The sequence below is a fragment of the Sphingobium agrisoli genome (assembly GCF_041877245.1).
In the GTDB taxonomy this organism is placed as follows: Bacteria; Pseudomonadota; Alphaproteobacteria; order Sphingomonadales; family Sphingomonadaceae; genus Sphingobium.
In genome coordinates this window covers 144,079-161,087 of sequence record NZ_JBHDJI010000007.1, presented here as the reverse complement: position 1 = coordinate 161,087, position 17,009 = coordinate 144,079, and the positions used below count along the sequence as shown (strand labels likewise).

Annotated in this window: 18 protein-coding genes; 8 read left to right on the top strand and 10 right to left on the bottom strand. The window is 64.0% G+C overall.

Going from position 1 to position 17,009, the window contains the following annotated elements; all coding sequences use genetic code 11:
- The first annotated feature begins 172 nt into the window (after positions 1-172).
- Positions 173-949 carry an alpha/beta fold hydrolase gene (locus tag ACETPF_RS13025; protein ID WP_373934930.1) on the top strand — a complete coding sequence of 259 codons (777 nt, stop codon included), beginning with the start codon at positions 173-175 and terminating at the stop codon, positions 947-949.
- Between the two features lie 307 nt (positions 950-1,256).
- On the opposite strand, the gene ACETPF_RS13020 is transcribed toward ACETPF_RS13025, so the two are convergent.
- Positions 1,257-1,715 (bottom strand): MarR family winged helix-turn-helix transcriptional regulator, encoded by a 459-nt coding sequence (locus ACETPF_RS13020; protein ID WP_373934929.1) that lies wholly within the window; start codon positions 1,713-1,715, stop codon positions 1,257-1,259.
- Positions 1,716-1,826: 111 nt separating this feature from the next.
- Here ACETPF_RS13020 and ACETPF_RS13015 point away from each other — a divergent pair, with 111 nt between their 5' ends.
- Together ACETPF_RS13015 and ACETPF_RS13010 are read left to right on the top strand one after the other, a co-directional pair.
- Entirely contained in the window at positions 1,827-2,840 is a 1,014-nt protein-coding gene (locus ACETPF_RS13015) for an alpha/beta hydrolase (RefSeq protein ID WP_373934928.1), read from the top strand.
- Between the two features lie 355 nt (positions 2,841-3,195).
- Positions 3,196-4,008 (top strand): GNAT family N-acetyltransferase, encoded by an 813-nt coding sequence (locus ACETPF_RS13010; RefSeq protein ID WP_373934927.1) that lies wholly within the window; start codon positions 3,196-3,198, stop codon positions 4,006-4,008.
- Between the two features lie 160 nt (positions 4,009-4,168).
- On the opposite strand, the gene ACETPF_RS13005 is transcribed toward ACETPF_RS13010, so the two are convergent.
- From ACETPF_RS13005 to ACETPF_RS12990, 4 genes are all read right to left on the bottom strand, one after another.
- Positions 4,169-4,717 carry a hypothetical protein gene (locus ACETPF_RS13005; protein WP_373934926.1) on the bottom strand — a complete coding sequence of 183 codons (549 nt, stop codon included), beginning with the start codon at positions 4,715-4,717 and terminating at the stop codon, positions 4,169-4,171.
- Positions 4,718-5,061: 344 nt separating this feature from the next.
- Entirely contained in the window at positions 5,062-5,895 is an 834-nt protein-coding gene (locus ACETPF_RS13000; RefSeq protein ID WP_373934925.1) for an alpha/beta fold hydrolase, read from the bottom strand.
- Positions 5,896-6,055: 160 nt separating this feature from the next.
- The gene (locus ACETPF_RS12995; RefSeq protein ID WP_373934924.1) at positions 6,056-7,675 is read right to left on the bottom strand and encodes a GMC family oxidoreductase; all 1,620 of its coding nucleotides are present in this window, start codon (positions 7,673-7,675) and stop codon (positions 6,056-6,058) included.
- A 316-nt stretch (positions 7,676-7,991) separates the two neighbouring features.
- Positions 7,992-8,423: an organic hydroperoxide resistance protein gene (locus ACETPF_RS12990; RefSeq protein WP_373935058.1), complete on the bottom strand. Its 432-nt coding sequence runs from the start codon at positions 8,421-8,423 to the stop codon at positions 7,992-7,994.
- Between the two features lie 133 nt (positions 8,424-8,556).
- Between ACETPF_RS12990 and ACETPF_RS12985 the strand changes: the two genes are divergently transcribed.
- Positions 8,557-9,057, top strand: a complete 501-nt coding sequence (locus ACETPF_RS12985) for a MarR family winged helix-turn-helix transcriptional regulator (RefSeq protein ID WP_373934923.1) — start codon at positions 8,557-8,559, stop codon at positions 9,055-9,057.
- A 19-nt stretch (positions 9,058-9,076) separates the two neighbouring features.
- On the opposite strand, the gene ACETPF_RS12980 is transcribed toward ACETPF_RS12985, so the two are convergent.
- Entirely contained in the window at positions 9,077-9,976 is a 900-nt protein-coding gene (locus ACETPF_RS12980; RefSeq protein WP_373934922.1) for a LysR family transcriptional regulator, read from the bottom strand.
- A gap of 212 nt (positions 9,977-10,188) precedes the next feature.
- Between ACETPF_RS12980 and ACETPF_RS12975 the strand changes: the two genes are divergently transcribed.
- Positions 10,189-10,968: an SDR family oxidoreductase gene (locus ACETPF_RS12975; protein WP_373934921.1), complete on the top strand. Its 780-nt coding sequence runs from the start codon at positions 10,189-10,191 to the stop codon at positions 10,966-10,968.
- A 178-nt stretch (positions 10,969-11,146) separates the two neighbouring features.
- Here ACETPF_RS12975 and ACETPF_RS12970 read toward each other — a convergent pair whose 3' ends face one another.
- Positions 11,147-11,548 (bottom strand): DoxX family protein, encoded by a 402-nt coding sequence (locus tag ACETPF_RS12970; RefSeq protein WP_373934920.1) that lies wholly within the window; start codon positions 11,546-11,548, stop codon positions 11,147-11,149.
- 190 nt (positions 11,549-11,738) lie between these two features.
- Positions 11,739-12,104, bottom strand: coding sequence for a winged helix-turn-helix transcriptional regulator (locus tag ACETPF_RS12965; RefSeq protein WP_373934919.1), 366 nt, complete (start codon positions 12,102-12,104; stop codon positions 11,739-11,741).
- Between the two features lie 75 nt (positions 12,105-12,179).
- Here ACETPF_RS12965 and ACETPF_RS12960 point away from each other — a divergent pair, with 75 nt between their 5' ends.
- Positions 12,180-12,503 (top strand): nuclear transport factor 2 family protein, encoded by a 324-nt coding sequence (locus ACETPF_RS12960; RefSeq protein ID WP_373934918.1) that lies wholly within the window; start codon positions 12,180-12,182, stop codon positions 12,501-12,503.
- A gap of 52 nt (positions 12,504-12,555) precedes the next feature.
- Here the strand turns inward: ACETPF_RS12960 and ACETPF_RS12955 are convergent, their stop codons facing one another.
- Entirely contained in the window at positions 12,556-13,446 is an 891-nt protein-coding gene (locus ACETPF_RS12955) for a LysR family transcriptional regulator (RefSeq protein ID WP_373934917.1), read from the bottom strand.
- Between the two features lie 98 nt (positions 13,447-13,544).
- On the opposite strand from ACETPF_RS12955, the gene ACETPF_RS12950 reads away from it, so the two are divergent.
- Positions 13,545-14,657, top strand: a complete 1,113-nt coding sequence (locus ACETPF_RS12950) for an S-(hydroxymethyl)glutathione dehydrogenase/class III alcohol dehydrogenase (RefSeq protein WP_373934916.1) — start codon at positions 13,545-13,547, stop codon at positions 14,655-14,657.
- An 11-nt stretch (positions 14,658-14,668) separates the two neighbouring features.
- Positions 14,669-15,514, top strand: coding sequence for an S-formylglutathione hydrolase (gene fghA / locus ACETPF_RS12945; RefSeq protein WP_373934915.1), 846 nt, complete (start codon positions 14,669-14,671; stop codon positions 15,512-15,514).
- Between the two features lie 230 nt (positions 15,515-15,744).
- Here fghA and ACETPF_RS12940 read toward each other — a convergent pair whose 3' ends face one another.
- The gene (locus tag ACETPF_RS12940; protein WP_373934914.1) at positions 15,745-16,992 is read right to left on the bottom strand and encodes a thiolase family protein; all 1,248 of its coding nucleotides are present in this window, start codon (positions 16,990-16,992) and stop codon (positions 15,745-15,747) included.
- Between the last annotated feature and the right edge of the window lie 17 nt (positions 16,993-17,009).

Genomic DNA, 17,009 nt, shown 5'->3' with positions numbered 1-17,009 from the left:
TCGTCTCCAATTTCCTTTACGACATATCGAATCGCGGCGGGGTCGATGGGCCGCATCCTGGCTTGGCTCAATCCCGGAAAGATTATCGCGATAATTATGTTGACATGCGCTGCTCGGCTGAATAGAAACACTTATCGCAATAAACGTTACCGCAAAAACCAAGGAGTATGTCATGAGCATCCATCGTTCCGTCATCGCCGTCGCCGCAGCAGCCGCCGCCACCATTTCCGTTCCCGCTTCCGCGCAGCAGGAAGCCGTCAAGAACATCGTGCTCGTCCACGGCGCGTTCGCCGACGGATCGGGTTGGAAAGGGGTTTATGACGAACTCACGTCGCGCGGCTACAAGGTCAGCATCGTACAGAACCCGCTCACGTCCTTCGAGGACGACGTGGCAGCGACCAATCGGGTTCTTGCGCGGCAGAACGGCCCCGCGATCCTTGTCGGGCATAGCTATGGCGGCAGCGTGATCACGCAGGCCGGCAGCAACGACAAGGTGGTCGGCCTCGTCTATGTGGCCGCCTTCGCTCCCGAAGTTGGCAAGTCGACTCTGGACCAATATGCCGAGGTCGCGCCGCCGCCTAACTTCGTGCCCGAAGAGTCGGCTGACGGCTTTGCCACGCTCAACAAGGAAAAATTCAAGGCAGGCTTCGCCGGCGACACCAGCGACGAGGTCGCCGCTTTCCTGCGGGACAGCCAAGTGCCGGTGGCGATGGCGGCTCTGAGCGCCAAGGTCACTTTTGCCGCGTGGAAGTCGAAGCCGAGCTGGGCGGTCGTAGCGACCGAGGACGGAGCGATCGATCCGAAACTTCTGCGCAGCACGGCACGCCGCATCGGCGCCGCCACGACCGAAGTTCGCGGCAGCCATGTGGTCTTCCTTACCCAGCCCAAGGCGGTGGCCGACGTCATCGAGCAGGCGGCCAAGGGCGCGAGCGCAGCCGCAAAGAAATAATCCTCGTCGCTGACTGACTGGTGACCCCGCCCGGCCGCTCTGGTCGGGCGGGGTTAGTCATTGGCGCGATGCAGCACACGGGGCGTGCAATGCCCTAAAGATCATGCCTCGCTGCGCCTGTCACGCTTCGTGCGGCTTCTGCCGGTGTGCAGGCGCCAAATCCAGCGGCACGAGAGGCATCTGACGCTTCCCATCGTGGAAGCCATTACTGCAACCGGTAAAGCCGAGCGTCGTCCCCATGGGCGTGATCGCTGAGCCGAAGCGCCGTCAGCGCGCTGCGCCGTTTGTCGGCAGCCTTAGCGCACACCTAGCGCCGCAGCAGGCTGTCGCGCAATTTGGCAACCGAACGGTTGAGCGTGTCCAGTTCGGCGCTGGTGAGCCCGGTCGCCTCCAGCACTTCGCCCGGCACGCAATCAAGCGCTTTCCCCGCGATGTCCCGTCCCGCGACGGTGAGACTGAGACGTACCACCCTTTCGTCGCGGCTGTCGCGTCGACGCTCGATCAGTCCCGCTGCTTCCAGGCGTTTGAGGAGAGGCGTGAGCGTGTTGGACTCAAGCTGCAATCTCTCACCCAGATCGCTCACGGGACGATCGTCGCGGGCATGCAGCGCGACCAGGACCAGATACTGGGGATAGGTGATGCCGAACGGCTCCAGAAGCGGCTTGTATATGCGGTTCATGGCCAGGCCGGCTCCGTAGAGCGAAAAGCACAGGAAATCGTCGAGCGGATCGACGGGGCGAGCGGATGCGGGGGGTGTCTTTGTCATGGCGCAAATATATATCGTGTACGATTAAATCGCAAGCGTTGACACCAGCGCGCGAATCGCTTAGATAGATCGTACACGATCAAATCGTGGTCGATTTAAATGGAGGTTGTCATGATCAAGAATTCCCTGCGTATCGCCCTGGCCGGATCGGCCGCTCTCTTCCTCAGCGCTTCGGCTATGGCTGCCGAACTCCAGCCCGAAGCGAAAGCGTTCGCCGCGGCAGCGGACAAGGCGACCCCGATCTACACATTGCCGTACGATGGCGCCCGCAAGGTGCTGGCGACGGTGCAGGCCGACAAGCTCGCGTCTCCGGCGGTGACGACCGAAGACGCCGTGTGGAAGGTTGGTCCGACGGGATCGGTCAACATCCGCATCGTCCGGCCGCAGAACGCACAGGCTCCGCTGCCGGTGGTCGTCTATCTTCATGGGGGCGGCTGGGTGATGGGCGACCGCAACACGCATGATCACCTGATCCGTCAGCTTTCGGCCCAGTCGGGCGCGGCGGTGGTCTTCGTCGAATATGGCAATGCCCCCGAGGTCCGCTATCCCGTGAACAACGAGCAGGCCTACGCCGCGCTCGACTATGTCGCCGCCCATGCAGCGCAGCTTGGCCTTGATGGGTCGCGTATCGCGGTCGCGGGTGACAGTGCCGGCGGCAATATGGCAATTGCCCTCACGATGATGGCCAAGGAACGCAAGGGCCCCAAGATCGTCCACCAGGTGCTCTTCTACCCGGTAACCGACAATGTCTCCGACGATGCCTCTTATCGCGAGTTCGGCAACGGACCCTTCCTGACCCGCAAGGCGATGGATTATTTCATCGAGGCGAATTATCCGCGCGATCGGCAGAACGAGATCCTCGCGTTCCCGCTCAAGGCGTCCGTCGACCAACTGAAGGGACTGCCATCGGCAACGGTGATCACCGCCGAGAATGACCTTCTGCGTGACGAAGGCGAAGCCTATGGCCGCAAGCTTCTGGCTGCCGGCGTGCCGGTCAGCTCGACCCGCTACAATGGCACCATCCATGACTTTGTGATGTTGAATGCGCTTGCGGACAGCATCGCTGCCAAGGCGGCTATCACGCAGGCGGCAACCGAATTGCGGACCGCATTCGCGCGCCGATAATGGCGTGCGCCGCTCGCGCGAAACCATGATCCGTCAGGCGGGGGGCTGCCTCCTGCTCCCCGCAGAACCCGCGCGCTTTCCCTGAAGCGCGCGGGTTCAAGGGTTGTATGGCAGGCCTCGTCATCACGGTCCGACCATCAACAGGGATCGCGTTTCGGGGGCTGCGTTTGATGAAGGCGCGAAACCCCAAATGCACTGCGGATGGCAAAAATCCGTCCGCGCCGATGACCGCATCGCGCGACCTGTCTGGTTCGCCTTATGCTGCGTTTGACACCAGTTTGTTTCGAACTGAAGCCGCCCCGAAGCCGCGCCGCTTTCATACGCCCGATCCAGCGATGACGGTATGGAGGCGCAGATGGATTCCTGGGAGCAGATGGAGCGCTTGAGCGCGCAGGAGCGGCAGGCGATATTCCGCAACTGCCGCGGATATTGGCTCGGCTATGGATATGCCGATCGCATCGATGAGAGGATGACGCTGTATCGTTCCGGCGTGCGAGACCCGCAGATGAACGGTGTCTTCTGGACGGCCGATGCCGCCGCGGACATCGGGGTGGCGAGGCAGCGGCTTGGCGATTTGCCCTGGTACTGGTGGGTCGGACCCGACAGTCATCCCGACGCGGCCGAAATTCTGCTCGCGAACGGGGCGCGGCTGGTCGGTTCGGCGCCGGTAATGGCGGCAGAGGTCGATAAGCTGGAGCAGCCGCCCGTACCCGAAGGTTACACGGTCGAGCGCCTGGACGAGAGCGCCGACCTTTCGCAATGGGTCGCCTCTTACGCGCCGTCGATGGGGATTGCCTCGACCGAGCTTCCCGCGCTCAGTGTGGTGGAGAAGGGGCGACGCGATCCACCCGGTGCCCTCACACGCTTTGCAGCGCGGCAGGGCGACAAGATCGTCGCGGTCAGCGAGTTGTTCTTGAGCGACAATGTGGCGGGGATCTATCTCGTGGCAACCGATGCTGGGCATCGTCGTCGCGGTTTGGGAGCGGCCGTGACCGCGGCAGCCATCGAGCACGGACGCTCGAAGGGCGCGCGCATCGCCACGTTGCAGGCGTCGCCCCTGGGCTTACCTCTTTACCGGCGGCTCGGCTTCGTCGTCGTCGCAGAGTATCGGATTTTTTCGCTTCCCGGCGTCGGTGGCATGGATGACCGCGACCGTATCGGTGAGTGATCGACGGTCGGTGCGGCGGGCGCTGCACTCGACCACTGCGGCGGTCTTGGTGAGCGTCACCGCAGGCGGCGAGGGCATCATGGCGATTTACGGGAATGGGTGGCGGCAGCATAGGGTCGAGGGGTTCCCTCACTAGCTGCTCTGTCCCCAGACCTCCCGTTCAGCCGCACCCCTCGACATAGGCGAGTACGGGCATTTGCCCGACGTGGACCCGGGACACCTTGCCCGCAGAATTGATCTCGAACCGCCATCCCGACTGGCCGGGCGTTACGTCGGGAGAGCCGATATATTTCGCAGGTGCGGCCTCATATTTGTGCGGCTCGTCGCGGAAGGAGGGGAAGGCGGCTTTGACGCTGAATTCCTCCGAACCCACGCCGATACCCTGCGCAAGAGCGACCTTGGACCCTTCGCCGATGGTGATGCGACGCACCTTGCCGTCTTCGACGATGGCATAGAGACCCGGATAGTCCTTCGACCGTGCGGTGGCGCAGCCGTCGCCGCCGACCTCCCATCCGCTTTGCGCCGGAACCTGTTGGCCGATCCTCAGTCGGTCGAGACCGTCGATCGTGAGCGCAGTCCCTGTCGAAGCGACCGGGTTAGCGGTGGCGGAACCGTCGGCCGCCGGGGGTGCCGTGCGGTCCGGATCCGGCGAACAACCGCTGCTTGCGAGGCAACTGGCAGCGGCCAGAATTAGGACGATCTGTTTCATGAGTGGAACCCTTCCTGTCCGGGGATCTGCTGAACCGTCGGTCCGTCCTGCTACTGCTCGTGCCGCAGTCGATGCGGGCGGCATGATGGTAAGGTCGCTCGGCGACGTTATTGATCCGATGCCAGCGTGTGGCTTGGCTGAACATGTTTAAGAGATGCCAGTCCGAGACGGCGGATCGGGCTAGTGGCGCGCCGAAGGGTGCCCGCATCGCCTCGACCCGCGACCTCGAACTGGACTCCTGCGGTGCGGGATTCTTTTGTCCCGATACCGCGATGATGGTAACGGGCGCGCGCTACCGGCCGGTGACGCTGAACGCGCCGCGGGCTACAAATGTCACGGCCCGGTCAACTGACGCGTGCGAGGAAGCGGGCCAGAAGATCCGTGACGATCGCCGGCTGCTCGAGTGTCGCGCTGTGCCCGCAATCGTCGATGATATGGGCCGTGACGCCAAGGCGGTCGGCCATGATGATGCTTTCCGTCGCGGGCCGTGATCGATCGTCGCGGCCGGCGACAATCAAGGCGGGCAGCGTAAGCTTGTCGAGGAGGTCGATGGCATCCTCCCGCCCGAAGATGATTCTGCCGAGCGGCGCGATGGACCGGCGCAGCCGTTCGGCATCATAGCTCGCGACCTGATCGCGCAGCCGCGCCTCCAGCGCTTGCGGGGCCTTGTTGGCGGTGCTGGCGAAGAAGAGCGGAGCGATGGTGGCAATGATGGCGTCGTTAACGAGGCCCTCATGCTCGACGGCGTCGAGCATCGCATAATATGCCGCTCGATTGTGAGCCGGCTCGTCTCCCAGATAGGTGTTCATCAAGGCCAGACCGGCGATGCGGTCGGGCGCGAGGGCCGCAAGGTGGGCGCCCCACATGCCGCCCATGGAAGATCCCGCGACGATCGCCCGATCGATCTCCAGCCGGTCGAGCAAGGACAGCATCTGCGCTGCGATGTCCGCATGGCTTGTCGTGCCCTCCGGCAGCGGACCGGATTGGCCATGACCCCACATCTCTGGAACGATCAGACGGTATCGATTTTTCAGCGCCTCGATCTGAGGCTCCCACATGCGCCAGTCCCAGAGATAGCCGTGACCCAGCAGCACCGCCGGTCCTTCGCCTTCGTCGATGACGGATAGCGTGCTGCCGGCAATTTCGACCATGTGGCGGCGCGGTGAAGAATTATCCATGTCCATATTTTCCTTGTGGTGGTGCAGAGCGAGGCCGCTCGCCGAAATTTGCGCGATCCCGCACCGGGCCGCCTCGCTCCGCTCGGGCGGAGCCGGCGGGGCGCCGAGGGGGCGCCGAGGGGACCGCGGCGTCCTGGTCCCCTCGGCAACAGCCCGGTCGTCAGATTCCGTGCTTGGCGCGAATCCTGGCGGCGGCTTGCTCGCCGATGATGGCGCAGGGTGCCTGGGTATTGCCGCGCGTTACACTCGGCATGATCGAGCCGTCCGCTACGCGAAGCCCCTCGATCCCGAACACCGACAGCGAGGCATCGACGACGGACATGTCGTCGCGGCCCATCTTGGCGGTTCCGCATTGATGCCAGTAGGTGACCGCCGCGTCCCGAATGAACGCGTCGCGCTGAACCATGTCGGTCGCGCCTGGCATGACCTCGCGCTTTACGTACGGCGCGAACGCCGAGGCATTGCCGAGATCGCGGCACAGCTGGACGCACGCCCGGGCGGTTTCGCGGTCCTCCGGGTTCGAGAGCATATTGGCGTCGATCACGAGCGCCGAACCAGGATTAGCATCGCGCAAGGTCACGCGTCCGCGGCTCTTGGGAGATGCGAGCCCGGCGAACATCGTCCATCCGTGGTCGGGCACACCGAGCGCTGCGGTGCGTTCGCTCGGCACGGGAAATTCGACCTGGCAAAAAAGCAGATCGGGCGCGTCGAGCTCGGGACGGCTCTTCCAGTAGAGGGTCGCCTCGCTGCCGCTGTTCTTCGGAGCCATCGGCTCCGACAATTCCCACATGCACCCGAAAGACACATGATCCTGAAAATTGCGGCCGACGCCCGGCAGGTGCTGGATAACCGGGATCGAGTGGCGTTCGAGTTCGGATCGTTCGCCGATGCCCGAAAGCATCAGGAGCTTTGGCGTGTTGATCGCTCCGGCCGAGAGGATGACTTCGCCCCGCGTGCCGACCGAGAAAATCCGACCGCCGCGCTCAAGCTCGACCCCGATCGCGCGCCGCTGGTCGAACAGGATGCGCCTGGCGTGAGCTCCGGTCAGGATGGTGAGGTTGGGGCGATCCGCAAAGGGCCTGACATAAGAGCGGTACAGTGACCGGCGACGGCCGCCCCGCACGAGCATGTCGGTGATCGCTGCTCCGCCCGAACCTTCCATCATCAGGCCGTTCGGATTGTCGAACGTTGGGATGCCATGCTCGCGCGCGGCGCCCAGCAGTGCATGGGCGAGGGGGTTGGGATCCTGCGCGGGCTGAATCCAAATCTCGCCGGCCGTTCCGCGGTGCGGGTCGGGCTTTCCCTGCCAGTTCTCGATGCGTTTGTAGATGTCGAGCACCGCATCATAGCCCCAGGCCTGGTCGCCGCTTTCGGCCGCGAAATGGTCCCAGTCGGCGCGGTGTCCGCGCGCCCAGACCATGACGTTCACGCTGGAGCCGCCGCCAAGCCCCTTGCCCATCGACATCGAAAGCGAGCGGCCGCCCAGATGCGGATTGGGTTCGGCCTGGAACCCCCAGTCGCGCTCGGTGCCCAGGTTGGTGGGCCACAGCGCGGGGTTCAGAACGCTCTCGACCTCGTCATCCTCGCCGGCTTCGATCAGAAGCACGTCGATGTCCGCATTTTCAGCGAGGCGTCGCGCGATAACCGACCCCGACGAGCCGGCGCCGCAGACGATGAAATCATAAACATCCTTGAGATTGGCACCGAGGCGCGCCTGATTTTCGCGCGCGCGACGTCCGAAATCCTGTTCCTCATCGAGGGAATTCTTGCCTGACATCATTTGCCCTTTCTTGGCGAGGAGGTGGCACTGCGCGGGAACGCGGCGGCGTCGAGGAGAAGCCGTGCTGGCAGCAGGGTTGGGGTAACTATCGAATCTATCAAATATATCAATAATATTATTTTGTCGAAGCGGGCATGCAACGGCGCGCCGCAGCGCCGCCTAAGGCGCGCGAGCCGAAGTCAGGCCGATAAAAGCCGGATGAAGCAGGCGGGATATCGCATCCCACCTGCTTCGCGCTCCGTCCAGAGAGGGAAGGTGGACGGCGCCAGCGGCTGCTGCGCTTTGAGCCAGCCGTGTCGTTGGATCGGGGAACGGGTCAGGCGGCGAGCGCCAGCCGCACGTCCAGGCCGCTGCGGGTGGCATGCGAGTACGGGCACACGATATGAGCCTGATCGACGAGATCCTGGCCGATGGCGGCGTCGACTCCAGGCAATGCAACCGTGAGGGCCACGTCGAGGCCGAACCCCTGACCGTCGGCGCGCGGTCCGATACCGACGGCCGCAGTGACGCTTGCTTCGTCAGACAGCTTCACCTTCCGCTGTGCGGCCACATATTTCAGCGCGCCCAGAAAACAGGCGGCGTAGCCCGCGGCGAACAGCTGTTCGGGGTTGTTTCCTTCGCCGCCGGGGCCGCCGAGTTCCTTGGGCGTCGACAGGGCGACATTGAACGAGCCATCGCGCGTCGAGGCGTTGCCCGTGCGTCCACCGGTTGCGGTCGCTTCGGTGCGGTACAAGATGTTCATGGCAATTCCTTTCTTTTCCGCGATAACAGTTATCGCGATAAGTTTGCATTTAAGGCGATTCGTCCGCGCTGTCCAGAAATATTTATCGCGATATTTATTTTTGCGGATGGCAGGCTATATAGGCGAAAAGGAGCCCATCATGACCGCCAAAGACTCGACCCCCGTGCCTCTCGACGACCAGCTATGCTATGCCATCTATTCGGCAGGGATCGCGATCCAGCGAGCCTATAAACCCCTGCTGGACGGTCTCGGCCTTACCTATCCCCAATATCTGGTGCTGAATATCCTGTGGCGCGATGACGGACAGGCAGTCGGGCAGATCGCGGACCAGCTCGCGCTGGAGTCGAGCACCTTGACCCCGCTGCTGAAACGCCTCGAGGCCGCAGGCTTCGTCAAGCGAACCCGCAATCCGGCGAACGAGAGGCAGGTGGTCGTCGCGCTGACCGACACGGGGCGCGCGCTGCGATCGCGGGCGGGATGCCTAGGAGAGGCGCTGGTTCGGGCCTCTCAACAGACGATCGGAGAGCTTGGCGATCTCAATGCCGATGTCCGCCGCCTTCGCGACGCCATCTACCGGGATATCGGAGGATGGAACATTGGCGGCGATGCTCCTGCACAAAGCGATGCGACCGCATCCTGAAGCGGCGTTTGCAGCGTCGTCAGCTCACATGTCTGGCACGCTCGCGCGCGAGCGCAACGAACGCCGCGTGCGCGGCCGATGGGTTCCGGCGGCTCGGATAATATAGGCTCAGCCCGGGAACCGGCGGGGTCCAGTCTTCAAGAACGCGGACGAGCCGTCCTTCGTCGAGGTCGCGTTGCACCGTCGGTTCCATGAAGAAGCCGATGCCGATCCCTTCGAGCGCCGCGCGTCGTGCGAGTTCCGGTTCGTCGAGCGTGATCTGACCGTTGACATCCAGCTGGATCGCTTGGGCGTCTCTTTGGAACGCCCAGCGATAGAGGGCGCCGCTGGGCAACCGGACCCGGATGCAGCTATGATTGCCAAGGTCGGTCGGGACGCGCGGCGCCTCCTTTCCGGCGAGATAGCTTGGCGCGGCGACCAAGACGCGCCGAAGCGGCTCGCCGAGCGAGACGGCAATCATGTCGTTCGGCACGAGGTCCGACGATCGCACGCCGAGATCGAACCCGTCGGCCACGATATCGACGAGCCGTTCCTCGGTGACGATATCGACATGCACCTGCGGGTATCGCCGGAGGAATTCAAGAACCAGCGGCAAAATCTGCTGGGCTGCGACGGCAAAACTGTTGATGCGTAAAGTCCCCGAAGGAACGACCTGCTGCGATCGCACGGCTTCGATCGCGCCATGGATGTCCTGCAAGGGCACGCCGATCTTGTCGACGAACAGGCGTCCCGCGTCCGTGAGCGATACGCTGCGCGTGGTGCGGTTGAACAACCTGACCCCGAGGTCACTTTCGAGCTTGGCGATCGTGCTGCTGAGCGCGGTGGTCGACATCCCGAGATCGATCGCGGCGGCGCGGAAGGAACCCCGCCTGGCGATAGCCATGACAGCGTCGAGATCGTTCAGGGCTGGTCGATGCATAATCCTGTTTTCCCGCATTCTGCATCCCGAAATATCCCGCTTATCGGGCCGCATGTCCAGCCGTACATCGGCTGCTCTAGCAGGCGCTGTGCCGCAGCTGAGATGGCGCGCGGCGACAGGCATTTTGAAAGGACGACCGGAATGAAATCGGGAATTGCAAATGGACGGGCAGATGGCCTGTCGAAGTGCTCTGCGGCAAAGGGAGTCGCGCGATGAGCGGCTTTATCTCCTTTGCGGGCAAGCGTGTCCTCGTCACCTCCGGCACGCGGGGCGCGGGCGCGGCGACAGCCGACCTGTTCCGCGAGCTCGGCGCGAAGGTGATCACCTCTGCGCGTACCCGCCCCGAAACCCTGCCCGACGACCTGTTCGTTGCCGCCGACCTGACAACGGCTGCCGGCTGCGCGGATCTCGCCACCGCCATTCGGGAACGGCTGGGAGGCGTCGATATTGCGGTGCACATGCTCGGCGGCTCGTCGGCGCCGGGCGGCGGCTACGCCGCGCTCGACGATGGAGAGTGGCAGAAGGAAATCGACCTGAACCTGATGGCGGCGGTGCGGCTCGACCGGGAACTCGTGCCTGGCATGGTCGCGCAAGGCCATGGCGTGGTCGTTCATGTCACGTCGATCCAGAACCGACTTCCGCTGCCCGAGGCGACGACCGGATATGCCGCGGCCAAGGCGGCGCTTTCGGTCTATAGCAAGAGCCTGTCGAAGGAAGTGTCACCCAAGGGCGTCCGCGTCGTGCGCGTATCGCCGGGCTGGATCAACACCGAGTCCTCGGTGCATCTGACCGAGCGCGTGGCCAAAGAGCAGGGGATAAGCGTCGATGAGGCGCGAGGGCTGATCATGGCCTCCCTTGGCGGAATCCCGCTCGGTCGCCCCTGCGAACCGAAGGAAGTCGCCGATCTCGTCGCGTTCGTGGCATCCGACCGGGCGGCGAGCATCACCGGCACCGAGTTTGTCATCGACGGCGGAACAATCCCGGTCGCTTGACCTGGCCCCCTGGCATGGAGTTCCGGTGGCACGTGGCTGATGTCGCTGGCCGCCGGACTCATCCTGACCGGAGTGAGAGGGGGAGCGGTGCGGCGGGGATCGAACTCGCGAACGACCCGATATGCCCTGCAATGGACGCGGTGACGTTACAGGCTGTGTTTCGTGACCGCCGCTGTGCCTATCGGTTTGAAGCGGGTCGCCCTTGGCGCGGATCGATGATCGCCGCGAGACGCGGCTCCACGAGCAAAAGCCCGGTCCACGCGGCGATGCCTATGGCGAGGCAGACGATCTGCGGCGGCGCGCCGAACCCGCTTGCAGGAACGTGGACCGCGATCGCGCCGCCGAGAAAGCCGGTCATGAGCACCGCACCGGCGACGCTTGTTGCTGGTAGCGCAAGCAAAAGCGCGCAGCTGAAGGTCAGCAGCGAAAGGGTCGGCCCGAAGTCCGGCGGATAGCCGATATGCTCCATCGCGGCCATCATCGACGGCGCCGATTGTAGCTGCATGCCGGCATCGTAGAACAGCGCTGCCGACGCGATGAGAAGGAGCGTCCGGCCAAGACGGGGAGCGAGGGAGGTCATCAATGATCCTTTCGAAGGCGCTACCCTATCGGGGGTGCAGGTTGCCGGGCGCCTTCGAGATGGCGCGTAGCGCGCTGCATTTGCAACAAGGAGCGGCGACCCGGCTCGCCGGTCATGCGCGTGCGCTGGACCTCAGCGCTCCGACGGCCCTCTCTTTCAGGTCGCCGGGGCGAGATGGTCCCGGTGAAAGTCAGGGCTGCGCGGCGTTCCATTCCAGCAAGGCGTCGAGCGCGGGGCAGAGCGCCTGCCCCCATTCGCTCAGGCCATATTCGACCCGCGGGGGCGCTTCGGGATGGACGATCCGCCGGACCAGCCCGTCGCGCTCCATCTGCCGGAGTTGCTGGATCAGCATCTTCTGCGAGACCGATGGGATCGCACGCTCAAGTTCGGAAAAGCGCAAAACGCGGCCGCCGAACAGGCAAAAGAGAATTTCGAGCTTCCATCGGCCGTCGAGAAGCGCGAGCGCGGCCGCCACGCCTTCGGCAGCAGTTTCGCGCGTATGGGTAGATAGCTTACCTTGAGGTGCGTGCCTTACCTTCTCGTGCGTTCTTGCCATTTCCCGTGCCTATTCCGAAATGCTGCATCTCTCAACCCGCTGGCCTTGACCAGCGTCAGCCAAGGACAATCGCACATGATCGAGCTACCCTCTGCCATTGCCGCCTATTTCGGGGCCGACAAGGGTGATCCCGATGCCGTGGCCGCCTGCTTCACCGACGACGCGCTGGTGACCGACGAGAAGAAAGAGCATCGCGGCAAGGACGCGATCCGTGCCTGGAAAGCGGAAAGTACGTCGGCCTATACCTACACGACCGAGCCTTTCGACATCGCTGTCGCCGATGGCAAGACGATCGTAACGAGCCATCTTGTCGGCAATTTCCCGGGAAGTCCGATCGACTTGCGCTATTTCTTCCGTCTGGAAGGCGACAAGATCGCCGAGCTTGAAATCAAGGTCTGACTCGATGCCGCCGCGCTACCCCGGCCGGGAGCCGGCTCCGCGCGGCGGCGCTTTACCTGCCCGCTGGGCGTAGCGCGAGCGGCAGTTCCTTGCGCAGCCGGTCGATTAGCAGACGCACCTTGGGAAGGAGATGGCGCCGCTGCGGATAGACGGCCCAGACGGGATTCTCGGCCGGCGCGTGATGTTCGAGCAGCGGCACAAGCGCCCCGCTCAGCAGATGGGGCGCGACGTAGAAATCGGGAAGCTGACAAACGCCATGGCCCGAGAGCGCGGCTTCGGTGACCGCCGTGCCGCTGTTGCACCGCCACCGCGCGGCAGGTCGATAATTGATATCCTTGCCGTCAACGGAGAAATGCCAGGTGTCAGCGGTCCCAAGCAGACATTCATGCGCGGCAAGATCGTCGATCGCGACGGGGAGCGGACGCTTGGCAAGATAGGCGGGCGCCGCGCAGAGATGCATGGTGCGCGAGGCGATGCGTGTGGCGACGAGCGCTGGATCCCTGACCGGTCCTGTGCGAACGGCGAGGTCGAAGCCCTCGGCCAGCAGGTCGACGACGCGGTTCGTAAGCTCGATCGTCACGGTCACCTCGGGATAGGCAAAGGCGTAATCGCGCGCGATTTGCGCGACGAAGCGCTCACCCATCGCGATCGAGCAGGTTACGCGCACTTCGCCACGCGGGGCGCGGCTATCGCTTACTGCCAGGATCGCGTCGTCGCGTTCGGCGATGAGCCTTCGAAACTGCTCGATCAGCGCGCGCCCGGCAGGGGTAGCGACGACGCGCCGCGTCGAGCGAATGAAAATCTGGGTTCCGATCCGGCGCTCAAGGTCGGATATTGCCCGGCTCATATGCGAAGTGGAAGTACCGAGCTGCGCCGCGGCGCGAACGAAACTGCCGCATTCGGCGATGGCAACAACCTCCTCGATGCCATTCCACCGACTCATTGTCCCTCGAATGACATAATAAGTTGCGATATCGCGTCTTTATCCCGCGCAACTGCTGTGTAAAGGCGCTTGTTGCAGATGCCCTGAAAGGACCGCCCATGAAAACCCGCGCCGCCGTTGCGTTCGAAGCGAAGAAGCCGCTGGAAATCGTCGAGCTCGACCTTGAAGGCCCCAAGGCGGGCGAGGTGCTGGTCGAGATCATGGCGACGGGCATTTGCCACACGGACGCCTATACGCTCGACGGCTTCGACAGCGAGGGCATCTTCCCGAGCGTGCTGGGGCATGAAGGTGCCGGAATCGTGCGCGAGGCCGGTCCGGGCGTTACCAGCGTGAAGCCCGGCGACCATGTGATCCCGCTCTATACCCCCGAATGCCGCCAGTGCAAAAGCTGCCTCAGTGGCAAGACCAACCTGTGCACCGCGATCCGCGCGACGCAGGGCAAGGGGCTGATGCCCGACGGCACGACGCGCTTTTCGTACAAGGGCCAGCCGATCTATCATTATATGGGCTGCTCGACCTTCTCGAACTTTACCGTGCTGCCCGAAATCGCGGTCGCGAAAATTCGCGAGGACGCGCCGTTCAAGACCAGCTGCTATATCGGCTGCGGCGTGACGACGGGCGTCGGCGCGGTGATCAACACGGCAAAAGTGCAGGTCGGCGACAATGTCGTCGTCTTTGGCCTCGGCGGCATCGGGCTCAACGTGATCCAGGGCGCGCGGCTTGCGGGTGCCGGCAAGATCATCGGCGTCGATATCAACCCGGATCGTGAGGAATGGGGCCGCAAGTTCGGCATGACCGACTTCCTCAATTCAAAGGGCATGAGCCGCGAGGATGTCGTCGCGGCGATCGTCCAGATGACCGATGGCGGCGCCGATTACACCTTCGACGCGACCGGCAACACCGAAGTCATGCGGATCGCATTGGAAGCCTGCCACCGCGGCTGGGGCACCTCGATCATCATCGGCGTCGCCGAGGCAGGCAAGGAAATCGCGACGCGGCCGTTCCAGCTCGTCACCGGGCGGAACTGGCGCGGCACCGCGTTCGGCGGCGCCAAGGGTCGCACCGATGTGCCCAAGATCGTCGACATGTACATGACCGGCAAGATCGAGATCGACCCGATGATTACCCATGTGATGGGGCTGGAAGAGATCAATAAGGGCTTCGACCTGATGCATGCGGGAACAAGCATCCGTTCGGTCGTCGTCTTTTGAGCGCCGGCGGCATGGAAACCGTGACGCAGGCGCTTTCCCATGGCGGCGTCCAGGGCGTCTATAAACATGCTTCCCGCGAAACGGGGACGGAGATGACCTTTTCCGTCTTTGTGCCGCCGCACGCGCCGGGCGCGAAGCTTCCGGTCGTCTGGTATCTTTCCGGCCTGACCTGCACCCACGCCAATGTCACCGAAAAAGGTGAGTTTCGGCGCAGATGCTCCGAGCTGGGGCTGATTTTCGTCGCGCCGGACACCAGTCCTCGCGGAGAGGGTGTCGCGGACGATGCCGGCGGAGCCTATGATTTCGGCCTCGGCGCGGGATTCTATGTCGATGCAACCCAAGACCCGTTCGCGAAACATTACAGAATGTGGAGCTATGTGACGGAGGAACTGCCTCAGTTAGTCGGCGCCCATTTCCCCGCCGATATGGGTCGCCAGGCGGTGATGGGACATTCCATGGGCGGTCATGGGGCGCTGACGATCGCACTTACCTATCCCGAGCGGTTCCGATCGGTATCCGCCTTTGCTCCGATCGTCGCGCCGGCGCAGGTGCCGTGGGGCGTGAAAGCGCTAACGGGCTATCTCGGCGCCGACCCGCAGGCTTGGCGCAAGCACGATGCCGTCGCACTCATCGAGGATGGAGCTTCCGTTCCGGCCATTCTCGTCGACCAGGGAGAGGCCGACAATTTCCTGGCCGATCAGCTTCGTCCCGACCTTTTGAAGGAGGCCTGCGCCAAGGCGAATATCGACCTGACGCTGCGGCTCCAACCAGGCTATGACCACAGCTATTATTTCATCTCGACGTTCATGGACGAGCATCTCGCCTGGCATGCCGAACGCCTTGATGCCGGGGTCTGAGGGACGGTCGGATAGATAACCACAAGGGCGATATCGGCTGCCGCTATCGGAGCGGAAAATGCAGCCCTCTGGCGGCCCAGCCGCCGCGGCACGAACGTGGCGGCGACGAGCGCGATCCAGGGCGCGGTCTGCGCGCGCGAATGCGCTGAATTAGCGCGAAACCCGCGCGACAGCCGGACGTCCCATATCGTCTGTGCCGCCGCCGAGGTGATTGTCGGGCGCGCCGCCGGTCAGTGCGGCCGCTCCAGCAGCGTGACGACGCACGCAGCCTCTTCGAGACCATGGAAGCCGCCGCCATTCTCCGCGAGGGCGAAGCGTGCCCCCTCGACCTGACGCTCGCCCGCCTCGCCGCGCAGCTGGGTAACGAGCTCGACGATCTGGATGGCGCCCGTGGCGCCGATCGGATGACCTTTCGACAGGAGGCCTCCCGAGACATTGATCGGGAGCCGGCCGCCGAGCGTGGTTGCACCGCTTTCCACGAGCGCGCCTCCGTCGCCATAGGCGCAGAAGCCGACATTTTCGCTGTGCAGTATCTCGGCGATCGCGGAGGCGTCATGAAGCTCGGCAACGTTGATGTCCTCGGGCCCGACGCCGGCCATCGCGTAGCAGCGCTCCGCCGCGATACGGGTTAGATGACGGTCATATTGATCGGCCGTCCGGTTCGTACTGCTGCTGACGCCCATTCCGCGAACCCTGACCGCGCGCGGGGCAAGGCCGAGGCGGGCGACCGCGGCGTCGGATGCGACGACCAGCGCGGCGGCGCCGTCGCTCATCGGCGCACACATGGCGCGGGTGACGGGCCAGATGATCTGCCTGTCGGCGAGCACCTCCTCGACGGTCATCGGGAAGCGGTACTGGGCGACCGGGTTCTTGACCGAATGCGTGTGGTTCTTGGCGGCGACGGCCGCGATCTGGCGCTGCGTGGTGCCGAAGCGCGCCATGTGCGCGCGGGCCTGCGCCGCATAGATATCCATGAACACCGATCGCTCGGCGCTCGGCTCGCCCGCCTCGGGGGGCAGGGGCAACGCCTCGCCGGTCGCGAGAAGCCGCGCGATATGATCGTCTGCCAGTTCGCGATCCCAGCTGCCCTTGAAGGCTTCGAACATCTCCTTGCGCTTTTCGGGATAGTTCATCTTTTCGGCGCCGACGACGATCGCGATCTCGTGAAGCCCGGACTTCACCGCTGCAAACGCTTGATACAGCCCCGAGCTGGAGCTTGCGCAAGCATTGTCGGTATTGAAGATCGGAATGCCCTCGAACCCGTAGGCGCGCAGCGACGCCTGGCCGCGAACCCCATGCTGTCCCTCAAGGGCGCCTTGGCGCGTGTTGCAAAACCAGGCCGCCTCCACGGCGTCCTCCCCGATGCCGGCATCGGCCAGCGCCGCGTCGACGGCCGCGGCCGTCAGCTGCTTTACCGATTTGTCGAGATGCTTGCCGAGGGGGGTCATGCCCGCGCCGATGATATGGACGTTGCTCATGTCAGTTTCCTTGAAGA